A 26,251-nucleotide genomic window follows, 5' to 3' on the forward strand; every position below is an offset into this window, starting at 1 on the left:
GAATTTAGCGGGGCGCGGGACGTACGACGCAGCCCAGCCGCAGCTCCGCGCACTGCTCCCGGCCGTCCACCCGCCACCAGAGCTGCCCAGGGGCGGGCAGCATCTCGGTGATCAGCACCTCTGCCGGGTCGTGCCTGGCCAGGTCCTCGACGGCGAACGGGTCGCAGAAGTCGACGTAGAAGGGGGTGGGGGTGGCGGGGTGGTGGACGAAGACGTGGCGGGGCAGGTCACGTTCGCGGCGCAGGCGGTGGATGGCCAGCCAGCGGTCGAACGCGTCCGCGCCGCGCTCCGCCGGGAGGGGGACGCGCCAGCGGGCTCGCTGGTAGATCAAGTCGTCCAGGAGGATGCGGGGGGTGTGGGCGCCCAGGTCGATCTCGGGCGGCCGGTCGGGGAGCGGGCGCCGGTCGGGGCCCGGTGGGATGGGCGGGGGCCGGTCGGGGCCCGGTGGGATGGGCGGGCCGGGGAGCGGGTGCCGGGTGGGGCGGAGCTGGGCGGGGAGGGGGTCGTGGAGGGGGCGGCAGTCGGCGCGTACGCCGCACAGCAGCCACGTCGCCTCGTCCAGGGTGGGGCCGACGGCCATCAGGTCGGGGCCGGGAAGGGTGGGGCGGGCCTGGGTCCGGGTCCAGAGGTGGGTGGTGGCGCGGGCCACGTCCTGGCTGGTCAGCTTGATCACGTGCGGCGCGCTGTGGGTCAGCGCCTCAGCCGCGAGCCGCCGCTCGCTGCGGGTCAGCGCGTCGGACGCGAGCCGCTCCAGGGTCGTGGTGAGTGCGTGCAGGTGCGCGGGGTCGTCGGCGAGGAGCGTGGCCAGGTGCCACAGCGGCAACACCGCCGTGAGCGCCGCCCGCAGCCCGGTCAGCGCGCCGCCGCCTATCGTGACGCGTTCGCTGTACGGGCTGGAGCGCGCCTCGCGGAACACCTCGTGACGCTGCGGCCCCCGCGCCTCAGCGTCCCGCGACCGCCCGCCCCACCCGTGCGGATGCGGCCGCCCCTCGACCCCGCCCCGCGCAGGCCCGTCCCCCGCCGTCGCGCCTCTCGAAGGCCCGTCCCCCGCAAGAGCGCATCTCCCGGCCGAGTCCAGCGCTTCGAGCCGAGCGTCCTCGAAGTGCTCCGCCCGCCGGGGCCAGGGCGCGTCCGCGTACCGGGCCCGCAGCTCCTCCACCCGCCCCGCGTCCCCGACGTGCCGCGCCAGCCACTCACCCGCCTCGACGACCACCCGCTCGGGCCCCGGCTCCCCCACCCGCAGCGCCCGCCCGTCCCCCGGCTCGAACCGCGCATACAGGACGGGCCCGCCGCCCCCGCCTCCGACCGTTAACCGCCGCAGTTGCCGGTGGGCCGCCGCGCTGAGCAGCCGGGAGCGCCTGGCCGTGCCGTCCCCCGGCCTGCGGGCGAGCGGATGCCGCACGATCGCCTGGTAGAAGGCGGGATCGGCGAGAAAGGCGGCCTCCCGTACGGACTCCTCGTCGTAGGCTTCCGCGACCTTGCGCCGCGTCACGAGCCAAGCGGCGGCGTAGGCGCTTCTGGCCGCCGCCCGTGCCGCCCCCGCCACGACCACGGCCGACTGCCACCGCCGCGCCCACTCCCCCAGCCCGAGCGACTCCAGCAGCCCCAGCTCCTCCCCGGACAGCGGCATCCCGGTGCGCACGCTCCTGATGCAGTGCCTGGCCTGTGCGCGCCGTTCGGGGACGAGCCCCAGGACGCTTCCGCGCATGGGGGCGGCCAGGCGTTCGAAGGCCCGCCGCTCGGCGGTCAGGCGGCGTTCGGCGGCGAGCAGCCGTTCGGTGAGCCGCCGCAGGCCGGGATGGCCCAGGCCGTCGAGCAGCGACACCGGCAGGCCGGTGGTGCGCAGCAGGAACCACGGGCACAGCTCGACGACGAGGTCTCCCCGCCCGCCGACCGCGCCGTCCCCCAGCCGCCCGCTCACCCGCGTCTCCCCGACGCCTCGGCCCCGCCACCCGCCACGCCACGCCACGCGTCACCCGCTGCACCACCCGCTGCGCCGCCTGCCGCACCGCCCACCGCGCCGCCCACCACGCCGCCTGCCGCACCGCCCACCGCGCCGCCCACCACGCCGCCTGCCGCGCCCCCGGCAACCGCGCCCCCAGCCACCGTCCCACCGGCGGCCGTGTCCCCGGCGACCGTGCAGGCGGCGAGCCGTCCCGGCGGGAGGTCGTGCAGCCGGTCGCGCCACGTCCTGATCGTGCTCGCCACCTCCCAAGCCCGCATGGTCTCTGGCGCGTCGAACTCGATCCACCGCGTCAGGTCGTCCCCCGCACGCGGCGGGAAGCGCACGCTGTGCCCGGCCCAGACCGTACGGATCCCCATCCGGTACGGCCGCAACCCCCCGAGCCGAACCCCGCCCGGCCCGTCCGCCAGCAGCTCCAGCGACTCCCCCACCACACCCGCGTCGATCCCCGGCGCGCCCACCGCCAGCTCGCACGTCACCGGCGCCGGCATCGGGATCGCGGCCAGCAGGCGGCGGAGGTTGACGGTCATGCCGTTCAGCCCGGTCACGGCGGCCAGGAAGTCGATGCGCGTCACGATGATGGTCAGCCCCAGGCAGCGGGCCAGCGTGCCGAGGGGGAAGCGCGCCACCCGTACCGCGTCCAGCCTGCCCGCCCACGGGCCGCTCGGGGGCGGCGCGTCGCCTCCGGTCAGCCAGCGGACGTGGGTGCGGGAGCCGCCGGCGTACCAGCTCGGGCGGATCACCCGTTCGGGCGACCAGCTCAGCCACTCGGCCCCGGCCAGCTCGGGGACCCGCCGCAGCGCCGCGACCTGCTCGGCCACGAGCCGCCCGCACAGCGTCACCCGCTCCGCGCCGAGCGCCCGGACCAGCGCGAACGCGGCGGGAAGCTGCCGCTCGCCGTCCACCACGACGTGCACGCGCCGCTCCTTGGCTGCCTCCACCGCCTGGTCGATCTCGGGACGGAACAGCTCGCACCTGGCGGCGGCGGTGAGCACGTCGCGGCTGCTCTGCGTGCTGCCCTCGGCCAGTTCGAGCCCGTCGATGCTGAGCCGGAGGGCGGGGTCGCCAGCCAGGCGCAGCGCCGTGCCGACGGCTCGCAGGTGCGCGTCGTCGTAGCCTGCCCGCTCGATGACGGCCGCCGCCCGCCCGGCCGGGGCGGTGTGCGGCCCGCCGGGGCGTCCTGCGGCGGCGCGCAGGAGGGAGGGGTCGGCGAGGCGCTCGACGACGCGGGTGCCCAGGTCGAGCACCTCGGTGCCGGGCGGCGGGACGATCTCGGTGGTGAAGTCGGTGAACGGGGGGATGACCAGAAGTTCCATCAACCGCCCTCTCCGGGCCAGGGGTAGGGGTGTGCCGGACGGCCCCGCAAGTTCTCCGGCCGGGGCCGCAGGTCGTCCGCGCGAGGCCGCAGGTCGTCCGTGCGGGGCCGCAGGTCATCCATGCGGGGCCGCAGGTCATCCGCGCGGGGCCGCAGGTCGTCCAGCCTGGGGCGCCGATCCGTGGTGCGCGGGCCGGAGAGCTGCGGCTGTCCTTCCCACGCCGCCCCGCGCCGCTCCATCCACCGCGCGGCGGCGGCCCCTCGCGACGGCTGCGCGGGCTGTCGCAGACCTCTGACAGCCTGCTGGACCGGCCCGGACAACCGCCGCACCTCCTGTACGGACCGGTTCGTCCTTTGAGCGGAGCCGTCACGCCCTCGCGACTCACCGGCCACCTCCGGCCGCACGCCACCACCCGCACGCTCCCCGGCCGCACGCTCCCCGGCCGCACGCTCCCCGGCCGCCGCCCTCTCCCCGCCCTGCGCGGGAGATCCGGCAGGCCGCAGGTAGACGCACCGCAACTCGGCCGCGAACCGCCGCTCCCCCTCCCGCAGCCAGCACTCCCCCGGCCCCGGCAACACCTCGGTCACCGTGACCTCGTCGGCGGAGGCGGCCAGGCGGGCCAGCCCTTCGAGCAGCGCCGGCGCACGCGTGTCCACGTAGAAGGAGCGCCGCTCCCGCGCCGTGGACGCGAAGAACGCCACCGGCAGGTCGTGGGCCTCCCGCAGCCGCGCCATCGCCACCAGCAGCTCACGATCGCCCCCGGCCTGCTCCAGCGCCTCGAACGAGGCGCGCCCCACCCGCCACAGCCGCCGCGAGAAGACCACGTTGTCCCAGGTCAGCCGTGGCACGCGGGCCAGCTCGCGAAGCCTCGGCAATCGCACCCTGGGCAGCGCGAACGCCGTGTGCAACGCCGTGTCGTGCTCGCCGTTGTGCAGCAGCAGCGGCTCCTCCATCCCCTTGGCGTACAGGACGGCCCGCTGCCCGTCGCTGTGCACGTACAGCTCGTCCAGCCCGATCCGCCGCCGCCTCGGGTCGGCCGCCACCCCGCCGAGCTCCAGCACAGGGCCGGGCAGCTCCAGCGGCGGAACGCCGTTGGAGCGGCGCGAGACGACGTTCAGCACGGTGAACCCGGACAGCGCCCGCCTGATCCCGGTGTCCCGCTCGGCCAGGCACGCGGCGCGTTCCTCGTGGAACTGCAACGCCCACGGGGTGAGCAGCACCGCGTCGTGAATTCTGCTGAGGACCAGCGGGGTCACCCCCGCCTCGTACGCCTCCAGCGCGGGCGCGGCCACCATGACGTCGGCCGAGCAGAGCACCGGGGCGGCGGGCGCGGCCGGTGCGGGGAGCAGTCCGGCGAGGTTCAGCTCGGTGGTGCCGGCGGGCGAGTCGCGGACGAGGGCGGCGATGCGCTCGTCCAGCCGGTCGCCGTGCTCGATCTCCAGGTCGCCGGTCGAGCGCAGCACCTCGGCCAGCTCGTACGTGCCCGGCCCGAGCCTTCCGGCCAGCAGCCGGTTGGTGCGCTGCCTGGTCAGCTCGGCCTCCTCGGCGAGCAGGTCGAGCACCCTCGGCACGCGGCCCCGCAGGTCGGCGGCCAGCCCGTCGCCGACGGTGACCCGTAGCGTGCCGGCGGCGGCCTCGTGCACGATCGCCCGGTCGTCGCGGCGCCCGCCGCCGGCCAGCGCCTCGATCCGGCGTTGCACGGCCAGCTTCACGTCGGGTGACGCGCCGGGGTACTGGGCCAGCAGCTCGCTGATCTCGCCGACGCGCCTGCCGAGCGGGAGGTCGGCGTCCTGGGCGGGGCGGGTGCCGATGATCGCGCGGGCGCGCTGCGCCGGTACGCCGGGGCGGGACACGAACGGTCTTCGGGGTACTCCCGAGGCCAGCATCCTGCTTACGCGCGCCTCCCGTCCGCCCGCGCTCTCCTCCCCCGGGCCACGGCCCTTCCGGGTACGGCCCTCGGCCTCGGCGCACCCGCACTCGCAAGCGCCCGAAGCCGCCCTGGCCCGCATCCCCTCACCCCGCGCCACACCGTCACGCGCCCGGTCACCACGCGCCACACTGTCACGCGCCACACCGTCACGCGCCACACCGTCACGCGCCACACCGTCACGCGCCACACCGTCACGCGCCACACCGTCACGCGCCACACCGTCACGCGCCACACCGTCACGCGCCACACCGTCACGCGCCACACCGTCGCGGGCCGTACCCTCGCGGGCCTCGTCACCCCCCGCCACCGGCACCCCCTTGGCGACCAGCCGCTCACGCAACCACCCGAGCGTGTCGCAGACGGTGGCGGGCGGGCACAGGTCGTGGGTGAGCAGCCCGCGCCGCACCGCCACGGCCATCGCCGCCGAGGCCCGCTCCACACCCGCCCCCGTCTCGGCCGCGATCTCGGCCAGCGTGCGCCCGCCGTCGCAGTGCCCCACGAAGGCGGCCCCGTCGAGCACCTCCCCCGTCCATGTCTTGCGGCGCGGCACCAGCCCGGCGACGAGCGCGGGCTCGGCGAGCACGCGCTGCTGCAACGCCTCGCCCACCCGCGCCGCCGGGAACGCCACCCGCCGCGCGTACTCGGCGGCGCCCGCCCACGTGTGGCCGCCGCGTTCCCCCGGGGCGACGACTCCGTAGTTGACGGGCCCGTAGCAGCCCGCCGTCTCGCACGACGCCGACAGCCGCTGTACCTGTTCGGCGAGCTCGCGGCGGATCTTGCCGCTCTTGGCGCCGCGTCGCAGGTCGCGGTAGAGGGCGGGCGCGGAGCACACGAGGGCGTCGAGGAAGCGCTCGTCGGCGACGATCCCCGCCACTGCGGCCCTGCCGAGCGCGGCGTCCCCGGTGACCAGGCCGGACAGCGTGAGCCTGGCCTCCTCCAGCCGCCCGGTCACCTCGTTCCACGCCGCCAGCCAGCCGGCCGGGGCGGGCGTGCCGTCCGGCAGGGGCCGCAGGGCGCGCAGGCGTCCGCGCAGGCCACGCGGCAACCGCCCGCTCCCCGCCCAGCCGCTTCCCGCCCGCCCAGGGGACGCGTCGGGCGGGCCAGCGTCGGGCGGGCTTGCGTCGGGCGGGCCAGCGTCGGGCGGGCTTGCGTGGGACGGGCGGGCGTCGGTGTCGTGGCCAGGCGGCTCGGCGAGCAACTCGCGAGCCTCCCGCTCCAGCCCCGCGACCACCACCGCACTCTCCGCCGCCCGCGAGTAGACGAGGGACATGACGAGCTCCCAGGAAAACCCGGCGCTCCGGACGACCACGGCCGGCAGCAGGTTCCAGTCGTGCTCGATGTCCATATGGGCGGCTCCCTATCCAGACATGAATTTGTTGTTCCGCGTCTCAACTCAGATATTTACAAGATCATTTTCGTGTGTCAATGGATACCGAGATTAGAAGAAAATGAGAACCAGGAAACCCCGCCCACCAACAACGGCAAATCCCACCATAAAGGGCAGCACTGTTTACTTTCCGTAGCCAGCCCGCCTATCCTTGCAGCACAGAGCGTCAACACCGCTCTGAAAAGCGCATTTCCCAATGCGCCGCGCCGCCCGTCGATTTCCCCGCCATTCAAATCACCGCGGGACGTTCGCCCGGATATTAATGCGCTCGAAGGCGTTCCCATTCGCACGCCAGGGCAAGGTGCGGTCAAGGGCGCGTGCCAGTGCGCCGAAGAGGAGAAACGGACTGATAGAAGGTGACATGAGGTGAAGGGAGAGCGGTGACGGACGACGTGAGACTGCGGCACCGCGACGGGCCGCGGCTGAGCACGCCGGTGCTGGTGGCGGTGTGCCTGCTGGTCACGCTCGTGGTGGTCGCGCTGGACGTGGCCACGGGCACGGCGGTGCGACTGTTCCCGCTGCTGATCTTCCTGCCGGCGATCGTCTCGGCGCTCGGCGAGGTGTGGCAGACGGCGCTCGTCTCGGTGTGGGTCATCGTGTGGGAGATCGGCACCGGCTTCTACCTCGGCGCGGAGACCGACGACATCCTGCTGGCGACCGGGTTCATGGTGCTGTTCGGGGGGCTGAGCGTGTTCGGCTGCCGGTACCGGGTGCGGCGCGAGGAGGAGGTGTCCCGGCTGCGCTCGGCCGCGGCGGCGCTGCAACGGCAGATCGTGCGCCCGCTGCCCCTGCGCACCGCCGACGTGGTGGTGAACGGCCTCTACCAGCCGGTCGAGGAGGACGCGATGGTCGGCGGCGACATGTACGAGGTGGCCGCCTCCCGCCACGGCACCCGCGTGCTGATCGCGGACGTCCAGGGCAAGGGACTGCCCGCGATCGGCACGGCGCTGGCGGTGCTGGGCTCGTTCAGGGAGGCCGCCTACCGCGAGCACACGCTCACCGGCGTCGTGGCCGCCCTGGAGAACTCCGTGGTGAGGCAGAACGCGTTCGCCACCCAGACCGGCGAGCCGGAGCGGCTGGTCACCGCCCTCGTGCTGGACATCGGCAGGGGCCCGGCGGTCGAGGCCGTCAACTGCGGCCACATCGCCCCGTTCGTCATCCACGACGGCGACGCGATCCAGGCCGACCTGGGCGAGCCCGCCGTGCCCCTCGGCCTGGCGGCCCTGTCGTCGGAGCCCAGGAGGGGGACGCGGTTCACCTTCCCGGCCGGCGCCACGATGCTGCTGTGCACCGACGGGGTCACCGAGGCCCGCGACCCCAGCGGCGCCTTCTACCCGCTGGAGGCGCGGCTGCGTTCCTACGCCCGCGCCCCGTCCGGCGGCCTGGCGGCCAGGATCGACGCCGACCTGCGGGTCTTCACCGGCACCGCGCCGCGCGACGACATCGCGATCCTCACGCTCCGCAGAACCGACCCGTCTTCATGAACCACTGACGACACCCGCGCGTACCTACACACATCGGACACGTGGTCCATGGAGGTGTCGTGGAGCTCAGTCTCTTGCGGGCGCAAGCGCACAGCCCGTCGTACTTCTCACTCCTGCGCAGCTCGTCGGGAGAGCGCGCCCCGGTGGACTTCTGCATCCCTTGCAACCCGTATTTCCCCACACCGGAGATCTTCGAGCACCTCGGGAGAAATCTGGAGACGATACTCAAGTTCTATCCGAGCGACGCGGGCACGATCACCGAGGAGCTCTGCTCCACGCTCGGGCTCCACCCCAAGACGGTCGCGATGGGCAACGGCTCCACGGAGCTGATCACCTGGATCGACCATCTGCTGGTCCGCGAGAGCCTCGCGGTGCCGATCCCGACCTTCGGCCGCTGGACCGACCAGCCGCTGGAGACGGGCAAGCGGGTGGACATGTATCCGCTGCAGGAGAGCCGCAACTTCACGCTCGACGTGAACGACTACGTCTCGTTCATCCGCACGCGCGGCTCGCGGGTGGCGGTGATCTGCAACCCCAACAACCCCGACGGCGGCTACCTGCCCAAGCACGAGGTGCTGCGGCTGCTCGACCAGCTCATCGATCTCGACCTGGTGATCGTGGACGAGTCGTTCGGCGACTTCGTGGACGCCGAGCCGTACCCGGGGATCGCGACGGAGGCCGCCGTGCGGCCGAACGTGATCGTGCTGCGCAGCCTCGGCAAGAACTTCGGCCTGCACGGCATCCGCTTCGGCTACATGGTCGCCAACCCGGCCCTGGCAGGACGGGTGCGCGACGCGCTGCCCAAGTGGAACCTGAACTCGTTCGCCGAGGTCGTGGTGTTCATGATGCGGCAGTTCATGCCCGAGTACCAGGAGAGCCTCAGGCGGCTGGGCAACGACAGGAGGGCGATGTTCCAGCAGCTCAGCACGATGCCGGGGCTGTCGGTGTTCGCCTCGCAGGGCAACTTCCTGCTGGTGAAGCTGCCGCCGGGCCACGACGGGGTGCCGCTGCGCGACCACCTGCTCGCCGAGCACGGGGTGTACGTGCGCGAGTGCGGCAACAAGCTCGGCACGACGAGCCAGTTCCTGCGGCTCGTCGTACGCCCTCAGGAGGACGTACGACGGCTGCTGATCGGCATGACGCAGTTCCTGTACTCGGGCAGCCTGCACGAGATCCCGGTGATCGGCCTGCATCACCGGGCCGTGAACTCGATCTCCGCGTAGCGGCCCGTGCGAAACCCTTCGCGAGGACCTCCGGCTACGCCTTCCCGCCCGGCCCGCGCAGGTGGTGGCGCTTGGGCAGCTTGAGCCCGCGCGCGTCCATGACCTGCCGCAGCCGGTCGGGGTAGTCGGTGATGAGCCCGTCGATGCCGTCGTCGATGAGCTTGTTCATGGTCGCCTCGTCGTCCACCGTCCACGGGATCACCTTGATCCCGAGGGCGTGGGCCTGGTCGACCATCTCCTTGGTGACGTACGGCTGGTAGTTCGCGTCGGTGACCTTGCCGTTCTGCGGGAACCCGTGGACCGGAGAGAACGCCTGCGCCCCGAACGACCTGACCGCCTTGAGCGGGTCGCCGCCGAAGTCGTCGATGTCGAGGCCGCCCAGCCACGGCGACGCGCCGGCCTGCCCGGTCTGCAGGAAGTCGCGGTTGGTGAGGGCGACGAGCGGCAGGCGCGGCTCCAGCTCGCGCATCCGCATGAGCGCGCCCCAGTCGAAGCTCTGGATCGTCACCTGCCGCAGCAGACCGGCCCGGCGGATCTCGCGCAGCGTCACCTGCACGAACTGCTCCCTGGGCGCCGTCTCGCTGGGCGCCCCGGCCTCCACCTTGGTCTCGACGTTGAGCTTGACGCCGTGCGCCCGGTAGCGCCGCACCAGGTCGAACACCTCGCGCAGGGTGGCCATCGGCGCGCCGGGCACGGCCCGCTGGCCGGGGAACTCCGCGAGCGTCAGCGTCCCGCAGTCCATGGTCCTGACCTGCCGCAGGGTCAGCGTGTTGACGTATTTGCCGACGTAGGGGAACTCGGGGTCCCCTTCGACGGCGGGCGCGGTGTCGCGGCACTTCCTGTCGCTGATCCTGCGGTCGTGCGTCACGACGGCCTGGCCGTCCTCGGTGATCTGCACGTCCAGCTCCAGCGTGCTCACGCCGAGCTCAAGGGCGTTCGCGAACGCGGGCAGCGAGCTCTCCACCACGAGCCCGAGCCCGCCCCGGTGCGCCTGGAGGTCGAAGTCGCGCCCCCGCGTCCCGGCGGAAGCAGTGCCGGCGGAAGCAGTGCCGGCGGAAGCAGTGCCGGCGGAAGCGGTGCCGGCGGGCAGGGCCGCGAGCGCCAGGGCCGCCGTCGCGGCGAGCGCGTGCCATCTCTTCATGTCTTTCTTCCGTCCCCGTAGAGATGCTGGTCTCGCGACAAGATCGGGCATGACGGGGACGGGCGGGCGTACGCGGGGTGAGCACCGGGCGAAGCCTGCGCGATCAGCCGCCGTCCGTCACAGAAGCGCCGTCGCCGTCCGTGACGGCGTCGAAGACCCGCCGCAACCCCTGTGCCGGCGCCCCGCCCGCCGCGAGCGTCTCGGCCAGCAGGGCGGCGGTCAGCCCGTACTGCAGCAGCGTGACGCCCTTACGCGCGAGCACCAGCCCGGCGGACGCCTTCAGCCCGAGCCCTTCGACCAGCGCACCCGCACCGGGCCGCACCTCGTGCCCGCCACCGGGCCGCACCAGCCCGTCCTCGTACCCGTCGCCCAGCCGCACGAGCGCGTCCTCGTCCCCCTCGGGAAAGGACCACCCGAGGAACTCCTCGACGGCCGCCAGCGCGGCGGGCAGTTCCAGACTCACGACCTCACACCGCCTCCGACACGTCGCCCCCGACCACGCCGGCCGCCCTGACCTGGTCCATCATCGCCGCCATGTCCCGCACGTACCCCCGCATCCGCGACGCCCCGGCCCGCCGCAGCTCCTCCACCCCTGCCATGATCTGCTCGGTGCCGGCGCCCGCCTCGGCGCGCCGCCGCAGCAGGCCGTGCCGCAGGTCGTCCAGGGCGATGTTGACCCCGTCCACCACGCGTTCGCCCAGCAGCCGCGAGCCGCCGTACATGGCCCGCGCCGTCACGTTCAGCGCGACCAGCCGCGGCCCTGGCGCGCACACGGCGCTCACCGGCCCCTCGGACGTGCCGCGCACGTCGCCGTCCGGCACGCCGCCGATGGTCTCCAGCATCGCGATCAGCCGGTCGAACAGCTCGCCGAAGTCCAGCAGCGGCACCCCCGCGCCGGCGCACAGCGCGGCGGCGCTCACCTCGATGGAGGCCGTCACGCGCGCCATCCGCGCGTCGAGGTCGGCGCGCACGGCGCGCAGCTCGCGCGCCAGGGCGAGCGGTTCGACGAACGGCACGGCGTCGTCGACCGGCGACTCCCCGGCGAAGGCGGCGTCCACCGCCTCGGCCACCTGGGCGGCCACGGTCTCTGGCGGCTCGCGCATCAGCCAGGGGTCGATCCCGACCGCGACGAGCCTTCCCCTCGTAAGGACGGCGCGCACGCCGGGCTCCCGATGATTCCTGCGCAACTCGATGTGACTCCGACGGATTTCCTCTGGTGGCGCCTGCCACGCTAACCCCGCCTGGCAGGCGCTGAGCAGGGCGTCGCTCCGAGTTCACGACATGTTCGCCCGCCCGCAGAGGTGCCCGGCGCGTCCAGGTTGGGGGTAAGCTGTCCCGGCCAATCCCTTTACACCATAAACAGTCAGCCGACGATGGAAGGGTTCCGTGCTCTCCAGCCACCAGGCCAGCACCGTCCAGACTCGCGATCACAGCGCCGCCGACAGCCACGACAGCATCCAGGTGCGCGGCGCGAGGGAGAACAACCTCAAGGGCGTCTCCGTCGACGTCCCCAAGCGGCGCCTCACGGTCTTCACCGGGGTGTCCGGCTCCGGCAAGTCCTCGCTCGTCTTCGACACGATCGCCGCGGAGTCGCGGCGGCTGATCGACGAGACCTACACGGCGTTCATCCAGGCGTTCATGCCGAGCCTGTCGCGTCCGGACGTGGACGCGCTGCACAACCTGAGCGCGGCGATCATCGTCGACCAGGAACGCATGGGCGCCAACGCCCGCTCCACCGTGGGCACCGCCACCGACGCGCACACCATGCTGCGCATCATCTTCAGCCGCCTCGCCGAGCCGCACGTCGGCTCCGCCTCCACCTTCAGCTTCAACATGGCCGAGGGCATGTGCCCCGAGTGCGAGGGGCTGGGCAAGGCGACCGAGATCGACGTGGACGCGCTCGTCGACAGGGAGCTGTCGCTCAACGAGGGCGCGATCACGGCCCCCGGCTACGCGGTGGACAGCTGGCCCTGGCAGATCGTGGCCGGCTCCGGCCTGTTCGACCCCGACGCCAAGCTGAAGGACTTCACCGAACAGCAGTGGGCGGACCTGCTGCACAAGCCGGCCACCAAGTTCAAGTACGGCACCAGCAACTTCACCTACGAGGGCCTGCTCGTCCGGGTCAAGCGCGCCTACCTGGGCAAGGACCGGGATTCGATGCAACCGGGCGCGCGGGCGTTCGCCGACCGGGCGATCAAGCTGGCCCCCTGCCCCGCCTGCGAGGGCACCCGGCTGAACGAGGCCGCCCGCGCGGCGCGCATCCACGGCAGGAACATCGCCGACTGCTCGGCCATGCAGGTCAACGACCTGGCCGACTTCATCCGCGGCATCGACGACCCCCGCGTCGGGCCGGTGCTGGAGGGCCTGCGCTCGACGCTCGACTCACTGGTCGAGATCGGCCTCGGCTACCTGAGCCTCAACCGCGAGTCGGGCACCCTGTCCGGCGGCGAGGCGCAGCGGGTGAAGATGGTGCGCCATCTCAACTCCAGCCTCACCGACGTGACCTACGTCTTCGACGAGCCCACCGCCGGCCTGCACCCGCACGACATCCAGCGGATGAACCGCCTGCTGCTGGCGCTGTGCGACAAGGGCAACACGGTCCTGGTGGTCGAGCACAAGCCGGAGACCATCGCCATCGCCGACCACGTCGTGGACCTCGGCCCCGGCGCGGGCACGGCGGGCGGCCAGATCTGCTACTCGGGCAACCTGCTGGGGCTGCGCTCCTCCGGCACGCTGACCGGCCGCTACCTCGACCATCGCGTACGGCTGCGCGACACCTTCCGCCGGCCGTCAGGACAGCTCCCGATCAGGAACGCGACCCTGCACAACCTGCGGGACGTCAGCGTGGACATCCCGCTCGGCGTGCTCACCGTGGTCACCGGCGTGGCGGGCTCGGGCAAGAGCTCCCTCATCCACGGCCACGTGGCGGGCCGCGAGGGCGTGGTGGTGGCCGACCAGTCGCCGATCCGCGGGTCGCGCCGCAGCAACCCGGCCACCTACACCGGGGTGCTCGACCCCATCCGCACCGCCTTCGCCAAGGCCAACGGCGTCAAGGCGGGCCTGTTCAGCGCCAACTCCGAGGGCGCCTGCCCGGCCTGCAAGGGCATCGGCCTCATCTACACCGACCTGGCGATGATGGCCGAGGTGGCGTCGGTGTGCGAGACGTGCGAGGGCAAGCGGTTCACGCCCGAGGTGCTGACGTACCGGCTGCGCGGCAAGAACATCAGCGAGGTGCTGGAGATGCCGATCTCCGAGGCCCGCGACTTCTTCCCCACCGGCCAGGCCGGCACCATCCTCGACCGCCTCGTCTCCGTCGGCCTCGGCTACCTGGGCCTCGGCCAGCCGCTCACCACCCTGTCGGGAGGCGAGCGGCAGCGGCTCAAGCTCGCCATCAACATGGCCAAGAACGGGACCACGTACGTGCTGGACGAGCCCACCACGGGCCTGCACCTCGCGGACGTGGACCAGCTCCTGGCCCTGCTCGACCGCCTCGTGGACGACGGCAACTCGGTGATCGTCATCGAGCACCACCAGGCGGTCATGGCCCACGCCGACTGGATCATCGACCTGGGGCCCGGCGCGGGGCACGACGGCGGGCAGGTCGTCTTCTCCGGCACCCCCGGCGAGCTGGTCGCCGACGGGACGTCGCTGACGGCCATCCATCTGCGCGACTACGTCAACCACGGCTGAACCCGCTGGGCTCCCTCCTGGCGAGGGAGCCCACATGCCGGGTTGCACGGGACCGCGTGAACAGCGCCATTGAGCGACGGACAGCGCCACGTCCGGCCCTGTGGCACAGGATGGCGGTGCCCGGCGCACTGATGCGGCGGCCGTGCTGCTCCGTACGCGCTGGAGCCGGTGCTCAGACGGCGAGCCGGGCCAGCACGCGGGCGAAGTCCGGCGGCGGCGCCACCACGAGCCGCGTCTGCCCGTCCCTGGTCACGATGTCGGCCCTGATCAACGTCAGCCGCCCCTCGTGCCACCAGTAGACCTGCGAGCTGAGCCCGTCCGTACGGGCCGCGTGCACCCGCAGCCGCTCGATCGCCCGCACCACCCCGATCCCGTCCACCGGATGCAGCAGCAACGTGTACGGATCGGGCAGCACCACCAGCACCCCGTCGGACGGCACCGCCAGGTAGCTCGACAGCCACCGCAGGTGCGTGGCGGCCGACGGGCTGGACGCGGTGAGCCGGGTGACGGGCGTGCCGGACAGCTCGATGTGCTCCACCCGCAGCCGCTCCCTGGCCCGCACGTTGGCGACGGCCAGGTCGAGGGCCTGCCCGGTGGGCACGGGCCAGCAGCCGGACTCCTCGGGCCGCACCAGCCGCGACCCGGCGGTCAGCAGCTCGACGAGCTCGGCGTTGAGGTGGCGGCCGACGACGCGGGTCAGGTCGGGGATCTCGTCCACGGCCTCCACGCGGGTGCGCAGCAGGGACCGGACCTGTTTGAGGTCGCACACGTCGAGCCGGTCGCCCGCGGTGGCCACGGCGTGCGCGAGGTGCTCGGAGACCAGCATGGGCCAGTCTTCCCTGGCCCTGCGCCCGGCCTCGCGCCGCAGCCCCTTCAGCTGGACGACAAGCGGTTGCGGCCCTCCGAGGGTCACGGTGGACCCGTCAGGGGCGAACTCGAAGGAGTATCCGAGGGATTCCGCGACGAGAGCGAGCAACGAGTCGAGATCGACGTCCTCGACCGGCCGGCGAGAGGGCTCACGCCTGAACAAGTTCACGCGTCGTGTCCCTTTCTGTCGGATTCGTCCCTCCTACCTTGCCTGCTCCTCATTCCGCATCGCGCCAGTTAGCGAGCACGATTCGGTATCGATACCACCAAGTACGTTGAACCAGACACTGTGTTGCGGTGAGCCGTGCCCGACCGGCAGCCCCGCCACGATCGGCACTCCGAGCGGCTTCAGCCGGTCCTCCAGAACGGGGTACGGATCGCCGCACTTCACCCACGACCCCAGCGCGATCCCGCGCACCCCGTCGAACACGCCGACCTGCAGAAGCTGGGTCAGCATGCGGTCGATCCTGTACGGCTCCTCCCCCACGTCCTCCAGGAATGCGATCGCCCCGTCGAACGACGGCTGCCACCGCGTGCCGCACATGGAGGCGATCAGCGACAGGTTCCCGCCGCGCACCACGCCCTCGGCCCGCCCCGGCGCCAGCACCCGGTCACCGGCGACCGTGCCGGGCGTGCCGGGCGTGCCGAAGAGCGCCGCGCGCAGGCTCTCCCAGGTCCGCGGCTCCGGCCCGTTCTCGTCGCCCGCGATGACGTCGCAGGCGGCCATCGGCCCGTGCAGGGTGGCCACGCCCAGCTCGATGGCGAACGCGTTGTGCAGCGCCGTGATGTCGCTCGACCCGAGCAGCACCTTGGGGCCCGCCTCACGCATCAGGTCCCAGTCGAGCAGGTCGAGCAGGCGCGCGGCGCCGTACCCGCCCCTGGAACAGAACACGCCGGAGACGGCCGGGTCGCACCAGGCGGCCTGGAGGTCGGCGGCTCTGGCGGCGTCGTCGCCCGCCAGGTAGTCGAGACCCTGGCGGTCGAGGACGTGCTCGCCCGCGATCACCTTGAGCCCGAGTGACTCCAGCCGCTGGATGCCGCGCCTGAGCAGCACGGCGTTGGGCGGTCCTGACGGGGAGACGACGGCGACGGTGTCACCTGGCCGCATCGATCAGCTCCTTGACGAGAGCGGGTAGTGCCTGGCCGATCGGCTCGGCGATGACCCGGTCGGCGAACGGATCATACGGGGTGGGCTGGGCGTTCACGATCACCAGCCGGGCGCCGGCGTCGAGCGCCTCGCCGCACAGCCCGGCGGCGGGATGCACGGTCAGCGAGGTGCCGACCGCCACGAACAGGTCGCACGAGCGGGCCGCGTCGAGCGCCGCGTCGATCACCTCGCGCTTGAGGTTCTGCCCGAACGAGATGGTGTTCGACTTCTGGATGCCGCCGCAGCGCGGGCACGGCGGGTCGTCCTCACCCGCGGCCACCCTGGCGAGCACCTCCTCCATGGGGGTGATCAGGTCGCAGGACAGGCACTCGGCGCGGCGCATGGTGCCGTGCAGCTCGATGACCTTCCCGGGCGAGGAGCCGGCGAGCTGGTGCAGCTCGTCGATGTTCTGCGTGATGAGCGCGCGCAGCAGCCCGGCGTGCTCCAGCTCGACCAGCGCGTGGTGGGCGACGTTCGGCTTCGCCTGCCACGCCGGGGACTCCAGCCTGGCCTGCCACGTGGCGCGCCTGACGTCGGGGTCGGCGAGGTAACGATCGATCGTGGCGTTGGCCTCGGCCTGCGGATTCTTCGTCCAGACCCCCTGCGGCCCCCGGAAGTCGGGGATGCCGGAGTCGGTGGAGATGCCCGCACCGGTCAGCACCGACACTGAGGTTGGCTCGTTCACGTGGCAAACGGTGTCACACTTGCTTTCCGTATGCGACTTCCGCCCCACATCCTCGTGGTCAACGGCATCAAGGTCCGCCGGCCTGTCTTCCTGCTCGGAGCTCCGCATTCCGGCGTCGACCTGCTGGCCCGCGCCCTGAAACGCTCGCCGGGCTTCCACGTGACGATGGGCCGCGCGAGCGTGGCGCACGTGGTGTACGCGTTCGCCCGCAAGCCGTCCATCGCCCGCACGTCCGGAGCCGTGCGCGTCCTGCGCGACGCGCTGGCCGAGTCGTGGCAGGTGCTGCCCCGCTCCTGCGCCGAGTGCGCCGAGCCGTGCCGCGAGGCCGGCGGCGTCACCGGCGCGGGCCCCTGCGTCGCCGCGAACGACGTCATCCGCTTCGGCGACGGCAGCCCCGACCTGCTCTACAGCGCGCCCGTGCTGCTGCAGGCCTTCCCGGACGCCCGCTTCGTCCAGCTCATCCGCGACGGCCGCGACGTGGTAACCGGCATGCTGGGCGACCCGGCCTGCCTGGCCTGGTTCAAGCCGGCGATGCTGAGCGAGCAGACCGAGTTCCCCAACGCGTTCCTGGGCGTCAACAAGGACGAGCACCTGGAGCGCTGGAAGACCATGCCGGCGGCGGGCAAGAGCGCGCTGCGCTGGCGCAGCGCCGTGCGGATGAGCGCCGAGCTGCGCCGCGCGCTGCCGGAGCCGCAGCTCCTCACGCTGCGCTACGAGGACCTGGTCGAGCAGCCGCCGCAGTCGGTGGCGACGCTGGCGGAGTTCCTGGAGACGCGGGTGTCCAAGGTCGTCCTGTACGACACCGCGGTGCCCAAGGTCGGCGTCTACCGCACCCGGCTGCGGCGCGCCGACCTGGAGCTGGTGGAGAAGGTGGCCAGGGAGGAGCTCAAGCGGCTGGGCTACCAGCAGAGCTGAGCCGGGCGCGCGACTCAGGCGGCCGGACTGCCCGCGGAGCTGAACTGGGTGCGGTAGAGCTCGGCGTAGAGCCCGCCGCGCGCCAGCAGCTCCTCGTGACCGCCGCGCTCGGCCACCCGGCCGTCGTGGATGACGAGGATCTCGTCGGCCTCCCTGATCGTCGACAGCCGGTGCGCGATGACCAGCGACGTACGCCCCCGCAACGCGGTCTTCAGCGCCACCTGCACCGCGGCCTCCGACTCCGAGTCGAGGTGCGCGGTGGCCTCGTCGAGCACGACCACGCGGGGCGCCTTCAGCAGCAGCCGGGCCAGCGCCAGCCGCTGCTTCTCGCCGCCGGACAGCCGGTAGCCGCGATCCCCGACCACGGTGTCCAGCCCGTCGGGCAGGCTCTCGACCAGCTCGCCGATCTGCGCCGCGCGCAGCGCCTGCCAGATCTCCTCGTCGCTCGCGCCGGGCCTGGCGTAGCGGAGGTTGGCGCCGATCGTGTCGTGGTAGAGGTGGGCGTCCTGCATGACCACGCCGACGGTGTCGCGCAGCGAGTCGAGGGTGGCGTCGCGCACGTCGAGCCCGTTGATCCGCACCGCGCCCTCGTTGACGTCGTACAGCCGCGACACCAGCGAGGTGATCGTGGTCTTGCCCGCCCCGCTGTGCCCGACGAGCGCGATGAGCTGCCCGGGCGCGGCGGTGAACGACACGCCCTTCAGCACGGGGTACGACGGGCCGCTGTCCTGCCTGGCCACCGACTCCAGCGAGGCCAGCGACACCTCCTCGGCGGCCGGGTAGCGGAAGCGCACGTCGTCGAATTCGATCGTCACCGGCCCTTCCGGCACGGGCACGGCGTCCGGCTTCTGCGCCACCATGGGCTTGAGGTCGAGGATCTCGAAGACCCGGTCGAAGCTGACGAGCGCGGTCATCACGTCCACGTGCACGTTCGACAGCGACGTGAGAGGCCCGTACAGGCGCATCAGCAGCGCGGTCAGCGCCACCAGCGTGCCCAGCTCGAACGCCCCGGACACGGCCAGCACCCCGCCGATGCCGTAGACCAGCGCGGTGGCGAGGGCCGCGACCAGGCCGAGCGCGACCCGGAACACGGTGCCGTACATGCCGACGGTCACGCCGACGTCGCGCACCCTGGCCGCGCGGGCGCCGAACACGGCGGCGTCGTCCTCCGGCCTGCCGTACAGCTTGGCGACCATGGCGCCGGCGACGTTGAAGCGCTCGGTGGTGACGGAGCTCATCTCGGCGTCGAGCTGCATCTGCTCGCGGGTCAGCGCCGACATGCGGCGGCCGACGTACTTGGCGGGCACGACGAAGATCGGCAGCAGCACCAGCGCGACCAGCGTCACCTGCCACGACAGCGCCAGCATCGCGCCCAGCACGAGCACCAGGCTGACCACGTTGGACACGACCGAGGACAGCGTGCTGGTCAGCGCGCGCTGGGCGCCGATCACGTCGGTGTTGAGCCTGCTGACCAGCGCGCCGGTCTGCGCGCGCATGAAGAACGCGACCGGCATGCGCTGCACGTGGTCGAACACCTCGGTGCGCAGGTCGTAGATCAGCCCTTCGCCGATGCGCGCCGAGAACCACCGCTGCACCAGCGTCAGCACGGCGTCCACCACCGCGAGCCCCGCGATGGCCACGGCCAGGCCGATCACCACGCTCGTCCGACCGGGCAGGATGCCGTCGTCGATGATCGCCTTCATCAGCAGCGGGTTGGCGATCACGATCACCGCGCCCGCCACGACGAGCAGCAGGAACGCCGCAATCTGCCGGGTGTACGGCCGCGCGTAGCGCGCGATGCGCCGCACCGTGCCTGGACGCAGCCGCTGCTTGGTGACCGAACCGTCGCGCCGCAGGGACATCATCGTGCCGGGGCCGAAGCCGCCGCCCATCATCGCCATCCGGGGGATCCCCTCCTACTCCGCCGGAGACAGCGCCGCCGGAGCGCATGGGGATTCCCGGCTCAGCTCACCGCGAAACTCCGGCCCCGGCCCGACGGGCACCCCACTGACGGCACCGCACCCGGAACGCCCTGAACACCCCTTCAGCGCCCCTCGAAGCCCCCTCTGAGCGCCCTACAGCCGCGCCTCCATAGACGGGGCACAAAATCGGCATAAGGACGGCACAGACCCCCTCACGGCCCGGCGGCGGCCGGAAAGCGCTCGCCGCCGACGCACGTCAACCGCAGATTCCTTGACCGTTCAATCAGCCGAACAATCAGCCGGGCAGTCAGCCGAACAAGGCCTTGATCCGCGCCGCCTGCTCGACCCCTTCGGCCACACTCTGCTCCTCCAGGGTGCGTGCCTGCGCTCCCTGGAGGAGCCGCTTGGTCGCCACGGCCGCGTCCCGGTTGGTGGACAGCAGTTGCGCGACCTTCTCACGTACAGCGTCATCCAGGTCGCCCCCGGCGACCACTCTCTCGGCGAGGCCGATGCGCATGGCCTCGTCGGCGTGCACGGTCCTGGCGGTCAGGCAGATGTCGATCGCCTTGGCCAGGCCGACCAGCTCGACCAGGGGCTTGGTCCCCGTCAGGTCGGGCACCAGGCCCAGCGCGGGCTCTTTCATGCAGAACGAGACGTCGTCGGCCACGATCCGCAGGTCGCAGGCGAGCGCGAGTTGGAATCCCGCCCCGATCGCGTGCCCTCGCACTGCGGCGACGGAGACGATCTCCGGGCGGCGCAGCCACAGGAACCCCGCTTGGGCCTGTCTGATGCGCTGCTCGAAATCGGCGCCCTCGCTTCTGGCCGCCGAGCTGAACGAGCCCTGTCCGGGCACCCCCTCAGGTGTGAACATTCGCAGGTCGATCCCTGCCGAGAAGGACGGTCCCTCACCTTTCACGACGACGACGCGTACCTGCTCAGGCAGGCTGTCGCCAATGCGAGCCAGTGCCGACCATGTCGCGAACGTCTGTGCGTTGCGCTTTTCCGGCCGGGCCAGCGTGATCGTCGCTATCTCACCGTCCACCTCGAAGCGAACTCCGCCCTCTGCCGTGGCAGGGCCGTCGTCCGCATACCCCCCGCGCTGTTGCGCCTGCGCTTCCGCCATCGCCCGCTCCTTCGTCCGGAGTGCTGACCGTCGCGCCCGAGCCTACAGAATATCGTTCTGGCACGGGCGCGACGGCGGCTGACTAGGGACGGGCGGCTGCGGTCGCACGTTCCGAGGCGGCCGTCAGCGCTTGGACTTGCCTCGGGTCGCCCCGCCGCGCCCGCGCAGAGTCACACCGGACTCGCTGAGGATGCGGTGGATGAACCCGTAAGACCGACCGGTCGAAGCGGCCAGGGCGCGAATGCTTTCGCCCGCGGCGTAGCGCTTCTTGAGATCGCCGGCCAGTTTTTCCCGGTCGGCCCCGGTGACCCGGGTGCCCTTCTTCAGTGTCTCGGCCACGAGTACCTCCTGTAGTGCCGGACTTCCGCAGCGTTACTCCGCCATGATCAGTCATTTCAGCGGGATCGGCTACCTACTCCACGGGAAAAGATCCGTACCCACTCAAATTAAGATCAGGCAAGTGCCACAAGATCGGAAAATTCGTCGCTCCACGCGTCTTCAGTTCCGTCCGGTAGCAAGATCACCCTATCCGGTGACAGGGCGTCAACGGCACCCTCGTCATGTGTGACTAGGACGATTGCTCCTGAATACGACCTCAGGGCGTTGAGAACCTGCTCGCGGCTGACCGGATCGAGGTTGTTCGTGGGCTCGTCGAGAAGGAGGACATTGGCGCTCGACAGTACCAAGATCGCCAGTGCCAGGCGAGTCTTCTCGCCGCCCGACAGAACACCGGCGGGCTTGTCGACGTCGTCGCCGGTGAACAGGAACGAGCCGAGCACCTTGCGCAACTCGGTGTCGGTGAATTCGCCCCCGGCCGAGCGCATGTTCTCCAGCAGAGTGCGGTCCGAGTCGAGGGTCTCGTGCTCCTGCGCGTAGTAACCGATCTTGAGGCCGTGGCCCGGCCTGATCTCGCCGGTGTCGGGCTGCTCGATGCCGCCGAGAATGCGCAGCAGAGTGGTCTTGCCCGCGCCGTTCAGCCCCAGGATGACGACCCTGTGACCTCGGTCGATGGCCACGTCGACGTCGGTGAAGACCTCCAGCGACCCGTACGACTTGGACAGCTCCTGGGCCGTCAGCGGGGTGCGCCCGCACGGCTGCGGCTCGGGGAAGCGCAGCCGCGCCACCTTGTCGCTCTGCCGCTCCTCCTCGGTGCCCGCCAGCAGGCGGTGCGCGCGGCGCATCATGTCCTGGGCGGCCTTGGCCTTGGTGGCCTTGGCGCGCATCTTGTCGGCCTGCGCCAGCAGCGCGCCGGCCTGTTTCTCGGCGTTGGCCCGCTCGCGCTTCCTGCGCTTCTCGTCGGTCTCCCGCTGGGCCAGGTACGCCTTCCAGCCGACGTTGTAGTGATCGATCACCGAGCGGTTGGCGTCCAGGTGCAGGACCTTGTTGACCGTCGCTTCAAGAAGTCCGACGTCGTGGCTGATGATCACCAAGCCACCTTGATGACTGCGCAAAAAATCGCGAAGCCACCCGATTGAGTCCGCATCTAGGTGGTTTGTGGGCTCGTCTAGAAGGAGAGTTTCCGCCCCGCTGAAAAGAATTCGTGCCAATTCCACGCGTCTGCGCTGGCCACCGGAAAGCGTTTGCAAGGGCTGGCCGAGCACCCGGTCGGGCAGCCCCAGGCTGGAGGCGATGGAGGCGGCCTCCGACTCGGCGGCGTACCCGCCCAGGACATGCATCTGATCTTCCAGCCGGCCGTACCGCCTGACGGCCTTCTCCCTGGTGCGGTCGTCGGCCGAGGACATGCCGAGCTCGGCCTCGCGCAGCTTGCGGATGACCTCGTCGAGGCCGCGCGCCGACAGGATGCGGTCGCGGGCGAGCACCTGGAGGTCGCCGGTGCGCGGGTCCTGCGGCAGGTAGCCGACGCTGCCCGTGGTGGTGACGGTGCCCGCGGCGGGGATGCCCTCACCCGCCAGCACCTTGGTCAGCGTCGTCTTGCCCGCGCCGTTGCGGCCGACGAGGCCGATCTTGTCGCCGGGATTGACCCGGAACGAGGCCTTCTCGATGAGCAGGCGCGCGCCCGCGCGCAGCTCGATATCATTAGCGATGATCATGGTGACCGGAACACTCCCGAGCTAGGAAACAAGGATTGGGCGTGCGCCGCCGGTCAATCGGGAGTATGCATACCGATCAGTGTAGGGCTCCCGGCGGGAGCCCCACCTCTCGTTAACGCCTCAGCAGGTGCTCGCCGATCAGCACCAGGTTGTGAATGGCGGCCAGGCCGTACTGCGCGGCGCTGTTGGTGCTGACGAACGGCGCCTCGTGCACCGGATGCGGCACCTCGGGCCCGTCCACCAGCGTCAGCTCCCAGTTCTCCTGATGCTGCAACGGGTTGCGGTTGAGCTGGTCCCCCTCCCCGAGGCGGAACTTGCGCCACGCCCAGGCCGCCAGTTCCGCGTCCCCGGTGCGGGCCGCCGCGTACGCCGTGAGCCTGCTGTGCGCCTGGATCAGCGAGATCCCGCTCAGCCGCTGCCCCACCTCGGCCTCCTGCTGCTCCGGCGGCGCCAGGTAGAGGCGGCAGTACTCCAGCCACGCCTGCTCGAAGCCGGGCACGCCCAGGTCGAGCGCGATCAGCTCCGCGCACATCTCCGGCAGCCCGAACAGCGACGACAGGTGCGAGATGGAGATCTGGTCGCGGGTGGTGTCGAAGCGCCCGCTGTCCAGGTCTAGGCGGCCCTCGCCCGACAGGAAGCGGCGCGGCATCGCGCCGATGTCGGCCATCGTGCCGAGCAGCCGGTCCCTGGCCCGCTCGTCGCCGTGCCGCTCCCACCTGGTCAGCCAGGCCGCCGCCAGCGAGCCCCAGTCGGTGCCGAGCCCGACCGACAGCGCGGACGGGTCGGGGGTGTAGACGTCCTCGCGCACCTTGCGCAGCGGGTCGATCGCCAGGAACGTCTCCTCGGGGACGCTCAGCTCGTCCATGAGGTCGCCGGCGCGCTCGTCGGCCGTCAGGTAGTAGTAGAAGCGCCGGTAGGCGGCGTTGGAGATGCGCAACTGCTTGCAGCTGCAGCCCCAGTGCTGCACGTTGTGGCGGCTGCCCAGGCCCTTCCACCTGCCCAGATGGTAGACGTCCACCTCGCCGGTGTGACGGGTCATGGCCTCGGCGAAGCGGAAGACGTCGGCGCGGCCGGTGCGCAGGAACTGCAGCCACAGCCACAGGTCGGGTGACAGTTCCGAGTTGTCCCAGGCGTAGCCGCCGACATCGTAGCGCCAGGTGTGCCGGTCGCCGTCGTAGGTGTGCATGACGTCGCCGTAGTCCCAGAACCCGTACCAGCGGCGCTGCTCGCGCTCGCGCACGTACAGGTCGAAGAGGAAGTCGAGGCGGTCCTCGATCTCGGCGTGCGCGGGCGTGGAGCGGTCGGGCAGGCCCCACACGCCGAACACGCCCGCCTCGCGCACCCGCTCCGGGCTCGCGACGAGCAGCCCCGGCTCGTTCATGGCGGCGGCGTGCGCGGCCAGGTCCCGCGCGGACGGCGTGGCGTCGTGGACGCGCAGGCTCAGCTCGTGCGTACGGGCGATGCCGCGCGGATCGCCGAACCCCGGCTCGTAGTCCTCGTAGGTGATCTCCAGGCCTTCGAGCTGCTCCTCGAACGTGTCCTGGCCCATGCCGTCGTGGTAGAACCGCAGGTCCATGGCGGGCGCGGACGGCGACCACAGCCAGACGGTGGCGGTGGCGACGTCGCCCGCGGCGTTCCTGACGTCCAGCCGGGACGGGTGCAGCCGCCAGAAGTCGCGCAGCCCGAAGCCGAGCCCGCCGCCGGCCCCGCCCACGTAGCCGTAGCCCTGGGAGCGGGCGCCCGCGGGGATCGTCACCCAGGAGTGGCCCTCCTTGGTGCGCTTGCGCAGGGTGTAGCCGTCGGCCGAGGTCTGGTCGAGGGTGTAGTCGTTCCAGGCGGGGATGAGGTGCAGGCGGCTCGCGACCTCGGGGTCCAGCTCGCCCGCCGGGCGGCCCTCGACCTGGGCGCGGCGGGCGGCCTCTCCCGGATCGACGCGCAGGCCGGTCAGCCCGCGCACGGCCTCGGTGAGGAACCCGTCGCTGCCGGCCAGCCGCACGTGCCGGTCGTGCGGCTCGTCCCGCATGATCACGTCGGCGCGCAGGCCCAGGCCGGCCAGGAAGTCGCGCTCGGGGTCGCCGTCCCAGATGAAGGTGTGCAGGACGCGCACCTGCTCGGCGCCCGCGTAGAAGTACAGGCGCACGGTGAACGGCAGCCAGCCGCCGTGCCTGCCCTCCAGCCTGACGACGGCGCGGACCGGTCCGTCCTGCTCGACCGTGACGCTCTCGACGACGCCTTCCGCCTGCTCGCGGGCGACGTGGCCGCCCTCGTCGGGGGTGGGCTCGGCCTGGCGGAGGCTGATCAGGCGCACGTCCCTGACGATCTCGCGGCTCCCGCGCGAGATCGACCGGGCCACCGAGCCGCCGCCGATCCTCCAGGTGACGACGCCCGTGTCCACGACCAGGTCGCGACCCTCGTGCGTGACCGTGACGGCACCGCCGCGGGCCGTGGGCACGCCGTCCGGTCCGGACTGGTACTCCGTCGTGGCGACCTGGTCGCCGAGAGCCATGGGCGCGCCGCCCGGTTCCGGCCGGTGCTCGTTCGCGGCGGGCGCGCCGGGTTCGAGCCGGTACTCCTTCGCGGCGGGCCGGGCGCCGATGGCGTGGGCCGTCCACTTGACCGAGCCGTCCGGCCAGGTGGCGGTCACCCAGCTCTGCACCGGCACCCGGCGGCCGTCGCCGTCGGCCAGCGCGAACGGCGTGCCCCGCTCGACCGTGCCGCGTGGCCACGGGACTCCCCAGGTCACTCCTTGCTCTCCCGGTCGGTCCAGCCAGCGCAGCTCGGTCATGCGATTCCCTTCAGTCGTCCGGCGACGATCGCGGCAACCTCGTCGGCGCCGCGGAAGCAGAAGTGGGTGTCGTCGGCCACGCCGTCCGGATAGAGCGGATGCGTGCCCGGCGGGAAGTGGGTGAACAGGGCCTTCGACCCCTCGGGGCCGAGGCGTTCGTACAGCTCGGTGGTGGCTCGCGTCAGGTCGATGAGCGGTACGTCCCCGGCGGCGGCCAGCTCGCGCACCTGGTCGGGGTAGTCGCCGTGCGTGGACGCCAGCCGCCCGTCCTCGAACCTGCGCCTTTGCACAGGTGTGCACAGCACCGGGAGCGCGCCCGCCGCGCGCGCCTCCTCGACGAAGGCACGCAGGTTCTCCCGGTACGGCAGCTCGGGCTCCTTCTGGTCGTTGTGCCCGAACTGGATCACCACCACGTCACCGGGCGAGGTCTCGCGCAGCAGCGCCGCCCACAGCCCCTCGGCGCGGTGGCTGGCCGTGGTGGCGCCGCCCTTGGCGAGGTTGCGCACCGGGCCGCCGACGTACGACCCGAGCTGCGCCCCCCATCCGGACATCGGTGCTTCGAAGGCCGGGCAGGAGGCGACCGTCGAGTCCCCCGCCAGCAGCACGGTGCGCGGGCTCACTC

At 72.1% G+C, this 26,251-nt stretch carries 20 protein-coding genes; 5 read left to right on the forward strand and 15 right to left on the reverse strand.

What is annotated here, in order from left to right; translation table 11 throughout:
• Positions 1-4: 4 nt before the first annotated feature.
• Genes FXF51_RS60485 through FXF51_RS60495 form a run of 3 tightly spaced genes read right to left on the reverse strand, consistent with a single transcriptional unit; the run spans position 5 to position 6,554 of the window.
• On the reverse strand, positions 5-1,921 hold the full coding sequence (locus FXF51_RS60485) for a hypothetical protein (RefSeq protein ID WP_187414172.1): 1,917 nt from the start codon (positions 1,919-1,921) through the stop codon (positions 5-7).
• Positions 1,918-3,279 carry a hypothetical protein gene (locus FXF51_RS60490; protein ID WP_187414173.1) on the reverse strand — a complete coding sequence of 454 codons (1,362 nt, stop codon included), beginning with the start codon at positions 3,277-3,279 and terminating at the stop codon, positions 1,918-1,920. The genes FXF51_RS60485 and FXF51_RS60490 overlap by 4 nt, the downstream gene beginning before the upstream one ends.
• Entirely contained in the window at positions 3,279-6,554 is a 3,276-nt protein-coding gene (locus FXF51_RS60495; protein WP_187414174.1) for a hypothetical protein, read from the reverse strand. Before FXF51_RS60495 ends, FXF51_RS60490 begins: the two co-directional genes overlap by 1 nt.
• Here FXF51_RS60495 and FXF51_RS04480 point away from each other — a divergent pair.
• Genes FXF51_RS04480 through FXF51_RS04490 form a run of 3 tightly spaced genes read left to right on the forward strand, consistent with a single transcriptional unit; the run spans position 6,540 to position 9,303 of the window.
• Entirely contained in the window at positions 6,540-6,956 is a 417-nt protein-coding gene (locus FXF51_RS04480) for a hypothetical protein (protein WP_148432938.1), read from the forward strand. The genes FXF51_RS60495 and FXF51_RS04480 overlap by 15 nt on opposite strands.
• 20 nt (positions 6,957-6,976) lie before the next feature.
• Positions 6,977-8,080 (forward strand): PP2C family protein-serine/threonine phosphatase, encoded by a 1,104-nt coding sequence (locus tag FXF51_RS04485; RefSeq protein ID WP_262379285.1) that lies wholly within the window; start codon positions 6,977-6,979, stop codon positions 8,078-8,080.
• 59 nt (positions 8,081-8,139) lie between these two features.
• Positions 8,140-9,303: a pyridoxal phosphate-dependent aminotransferase gene (locus tag FXF51_RS04490; RefSeq protein ID WP_222871122.1), complete on the forward strand. Its 1,164-nt coding sequence runs from the start codon at positions 8,140-8,142 to the stop codon at positions 9,301-9,303.
• 34 nt (positions 9,304-9,337) lie between these two features.
• Here FXF51_RS04490 and FXF51_RS04495 read toward each other — a convergent pair whose 3' ends face one another.
• From FXF51_RS04495 to FXF51_RS04505, 3 genes are all read right to left on the reverse strand, one after another.
• Positions 9,338-10,444 carry a glycerophosphodiester phosphodiesterase family protein gene (locus FXF51_RS04495; RefSeq protein WP_148432940.1) on the reverse strand — a complete coding sequence of 369 codons (1,107 nt, stop codon included), beginning with the start codon at positions 10,442-10,444 and terminating at the stop codon, positions 9,338-9,340.
• Positions 10,445-10,547: 103 nt separating this feature from the next.
• Complete coding sequence (locus FXF51_RS04500; protein ID WP_148432941.1) at positions 10,548-10,907, reverse strand: hypothetical protein; 360 nt, start codon at positions 10,905-10,907, stop codon at positions 10,548-10,550.
• 4 nt (positions 10,908-10,911) lie between these two features.
• Positions 10,912-11,604, reverse strand: coding sequence for a hypothetical protein (locus tag FXF51_RS04505; RefSeq protein ID WP_148432942.1), 693 nt, complete (start codon positions 11,602-11,604; stop codon positions 10,912-10,914).
• A gap of 226 nt (positions 11,605-11,830) precedes the next feature.
• On the opposite strand from FXF51_RS04505, the gene FXF51_RS04510 reads away from it, so the two are divergent.
• The gene (locus FXF51_RS04510; protein WP_148432943.1) at positions 11,831-14,134 is read left to right on the forward strand and encodes an ATP-binding cassette domain-containing protein; all 2,304 of its coding nucleotides are present in this window, start codon (positions 11,831-11,833) and stop codon (positions 14,132-14,134) included.
• Between the two features lie 172 nt (positions 14,135-14,306).
• Here the strand turns inward: FXF51_RS04510 and FXF51_RS04515 are convergent, their stop codons facing one another.
• From FXF51_RS04515 to FXF51_RS04525, 3 genes are read right to left on the reverse strand one after another with little or no spacing between them, the layout of a single operon-like run.
• Complete coding sequence (locus FXF51_RS04515; protein WP_148432944.1) at positions 14,307-15,170, reverse strand: hypothetical protein; 864 nt, start codon at positions 15,168-15,170, stop codon at positions 14,307-14,309.
• A 33-nt stretch (positions 15,171-15,203) separates the two neighbouring features.
• Positions 15,204-16,109 (reverse strand): LD-carboxypeptidase, encoded by a 906-nt coding sequence (locus tag FXF51_RS04520; RefSeq protein WP_148432945.1) that lies wholly within the window; start codon positions 16,107-16,109, stop codon positions 15,204-15,206.
• The gene (locus FXF51_RS04525) at positions 16,096-16,833 is read right to left on the reverse strand and encodes an SIR2 family NAD-dependent protein deacylase (protein WP_262379286.1); all 738 of its coding nucleotides are present in this window, start codon (positions 16,831-16,833) and stop codon (positions 16,096-16,098) included. Before FXF51_RS04525 ends, FXF51_RS04520 begins: the two co-directional genes overlap by 14 nt.
• A gap of 30 nt (positions 16,834-16,863) precedes the next feature.
• Between FXF51_RS04525 and FXF51_RS04530 the strand changes: the two genes are divergently transcribed.
• On the forward strand, positions 16,864-17,748 hold the full coding sequence (locus FXF51_RS04530) for a sulfotransferase family protein (RefSeq protein WP_148432947.1): 885 nt from the start codon (positions 16,864-16,866) through the stop codon (positions 17,746-17,748).
• A gap of 14 nt (positions 17,749-17,762) precedes the next feature.
• Here the strand turns inward: FXF51_RS04530 and FXF51_RS04535 are convergent, their stop codons facing one another.
• From FXF51_RS04535 to FXF51_RS04560, 6 genes are all read right to left on the reverse strand, one after another.
• Positions 17,763-19,649 carry an ABC transporter ATP-binding protein gene (locus tag FXF51_RS04535; RefSeq protein WP_148432948.1) on the reverse strand — a complete coding sequence of 629 codons (1,887 nt, stop codon included), beginning with the start codon at positions 19,647-19,649 and terminating at the stop codon, positions 17,763-17,765.
• Between the two features lie 328 nt (positions 19,650-19,977).
• Positions 19,978-20,793 (reverse strand): enoyl-CoA hydratase/isomerase family protein, encoded by an 816-nt coding sequence (locus FXF51_RS04540; RefSeq protein ID WP_148432949.1) that lies wholly within the window; start codon positions 20,791-20,793, stop codon positions 19,978-19,980.
• 123 nt (positions 20,794-20,916) lie between these two features.
• Complete coding sequence (locus FXF51_RS04545; protein ID WP_020547488.1) at positions 20,917-21,132, reverse strand: helix-turn-helix domain-containing protein; 216 nt, start codon at positions 21,130-21,132, stop codon at positions 20,917-20,919.
• A 113-nt stretch (positions 21,133-21,245) separates the two neighbouring features.
• Positions 21,246-22,844, reverse strand: coding sequence for an ABC-F family ATP-binding cassette domain-containing protein (locus tag FXF51_RS04550; RefSeq protein ID WP_148432950.1), 1,599 nt, complete (start codon positions 22,842-22,844; stop codon positions 21,246-21,248).
• Positions 22,845-22,956: 112 nt separating this feature from the next.
• Positions 22,957-25,629: a Tat pathway signal sequence domain protein gene (locus FXF51_RS04555; protein WP_148432951.1), complete on the reverse strand. Its 2,673-nt coding sequence runs from the start codon at positions 25,627-25,629 to the stop codon at positions 22,957-22,959.
• Complete coding sequence (locus FXF51_RS04560) at positions 25,626-26,249, reverse strand: rhamnogalacturonan acetylesterase (protein ID WP_262379287.1); 624 nt, start codon at positions 26,247-26,249, stop codon at positions 25,626-25,628. Before FXF51_RS04560 ends, FXF51_RS04555 begins: the two co-directional genes overlap by 4 nt.
• Positions 26,250-26,251 lie beyond the last annotated feature (2 nt).

The organism is Nonomuraea sp. PA05 (assembly GCF_008086045.1).
Lineage (GTDB): Bacteria > Actinomycetota > Actinomycetes > Streptosporangiales > Streptosporangiaceae > Nonomuraea > Nonomuraea monospora.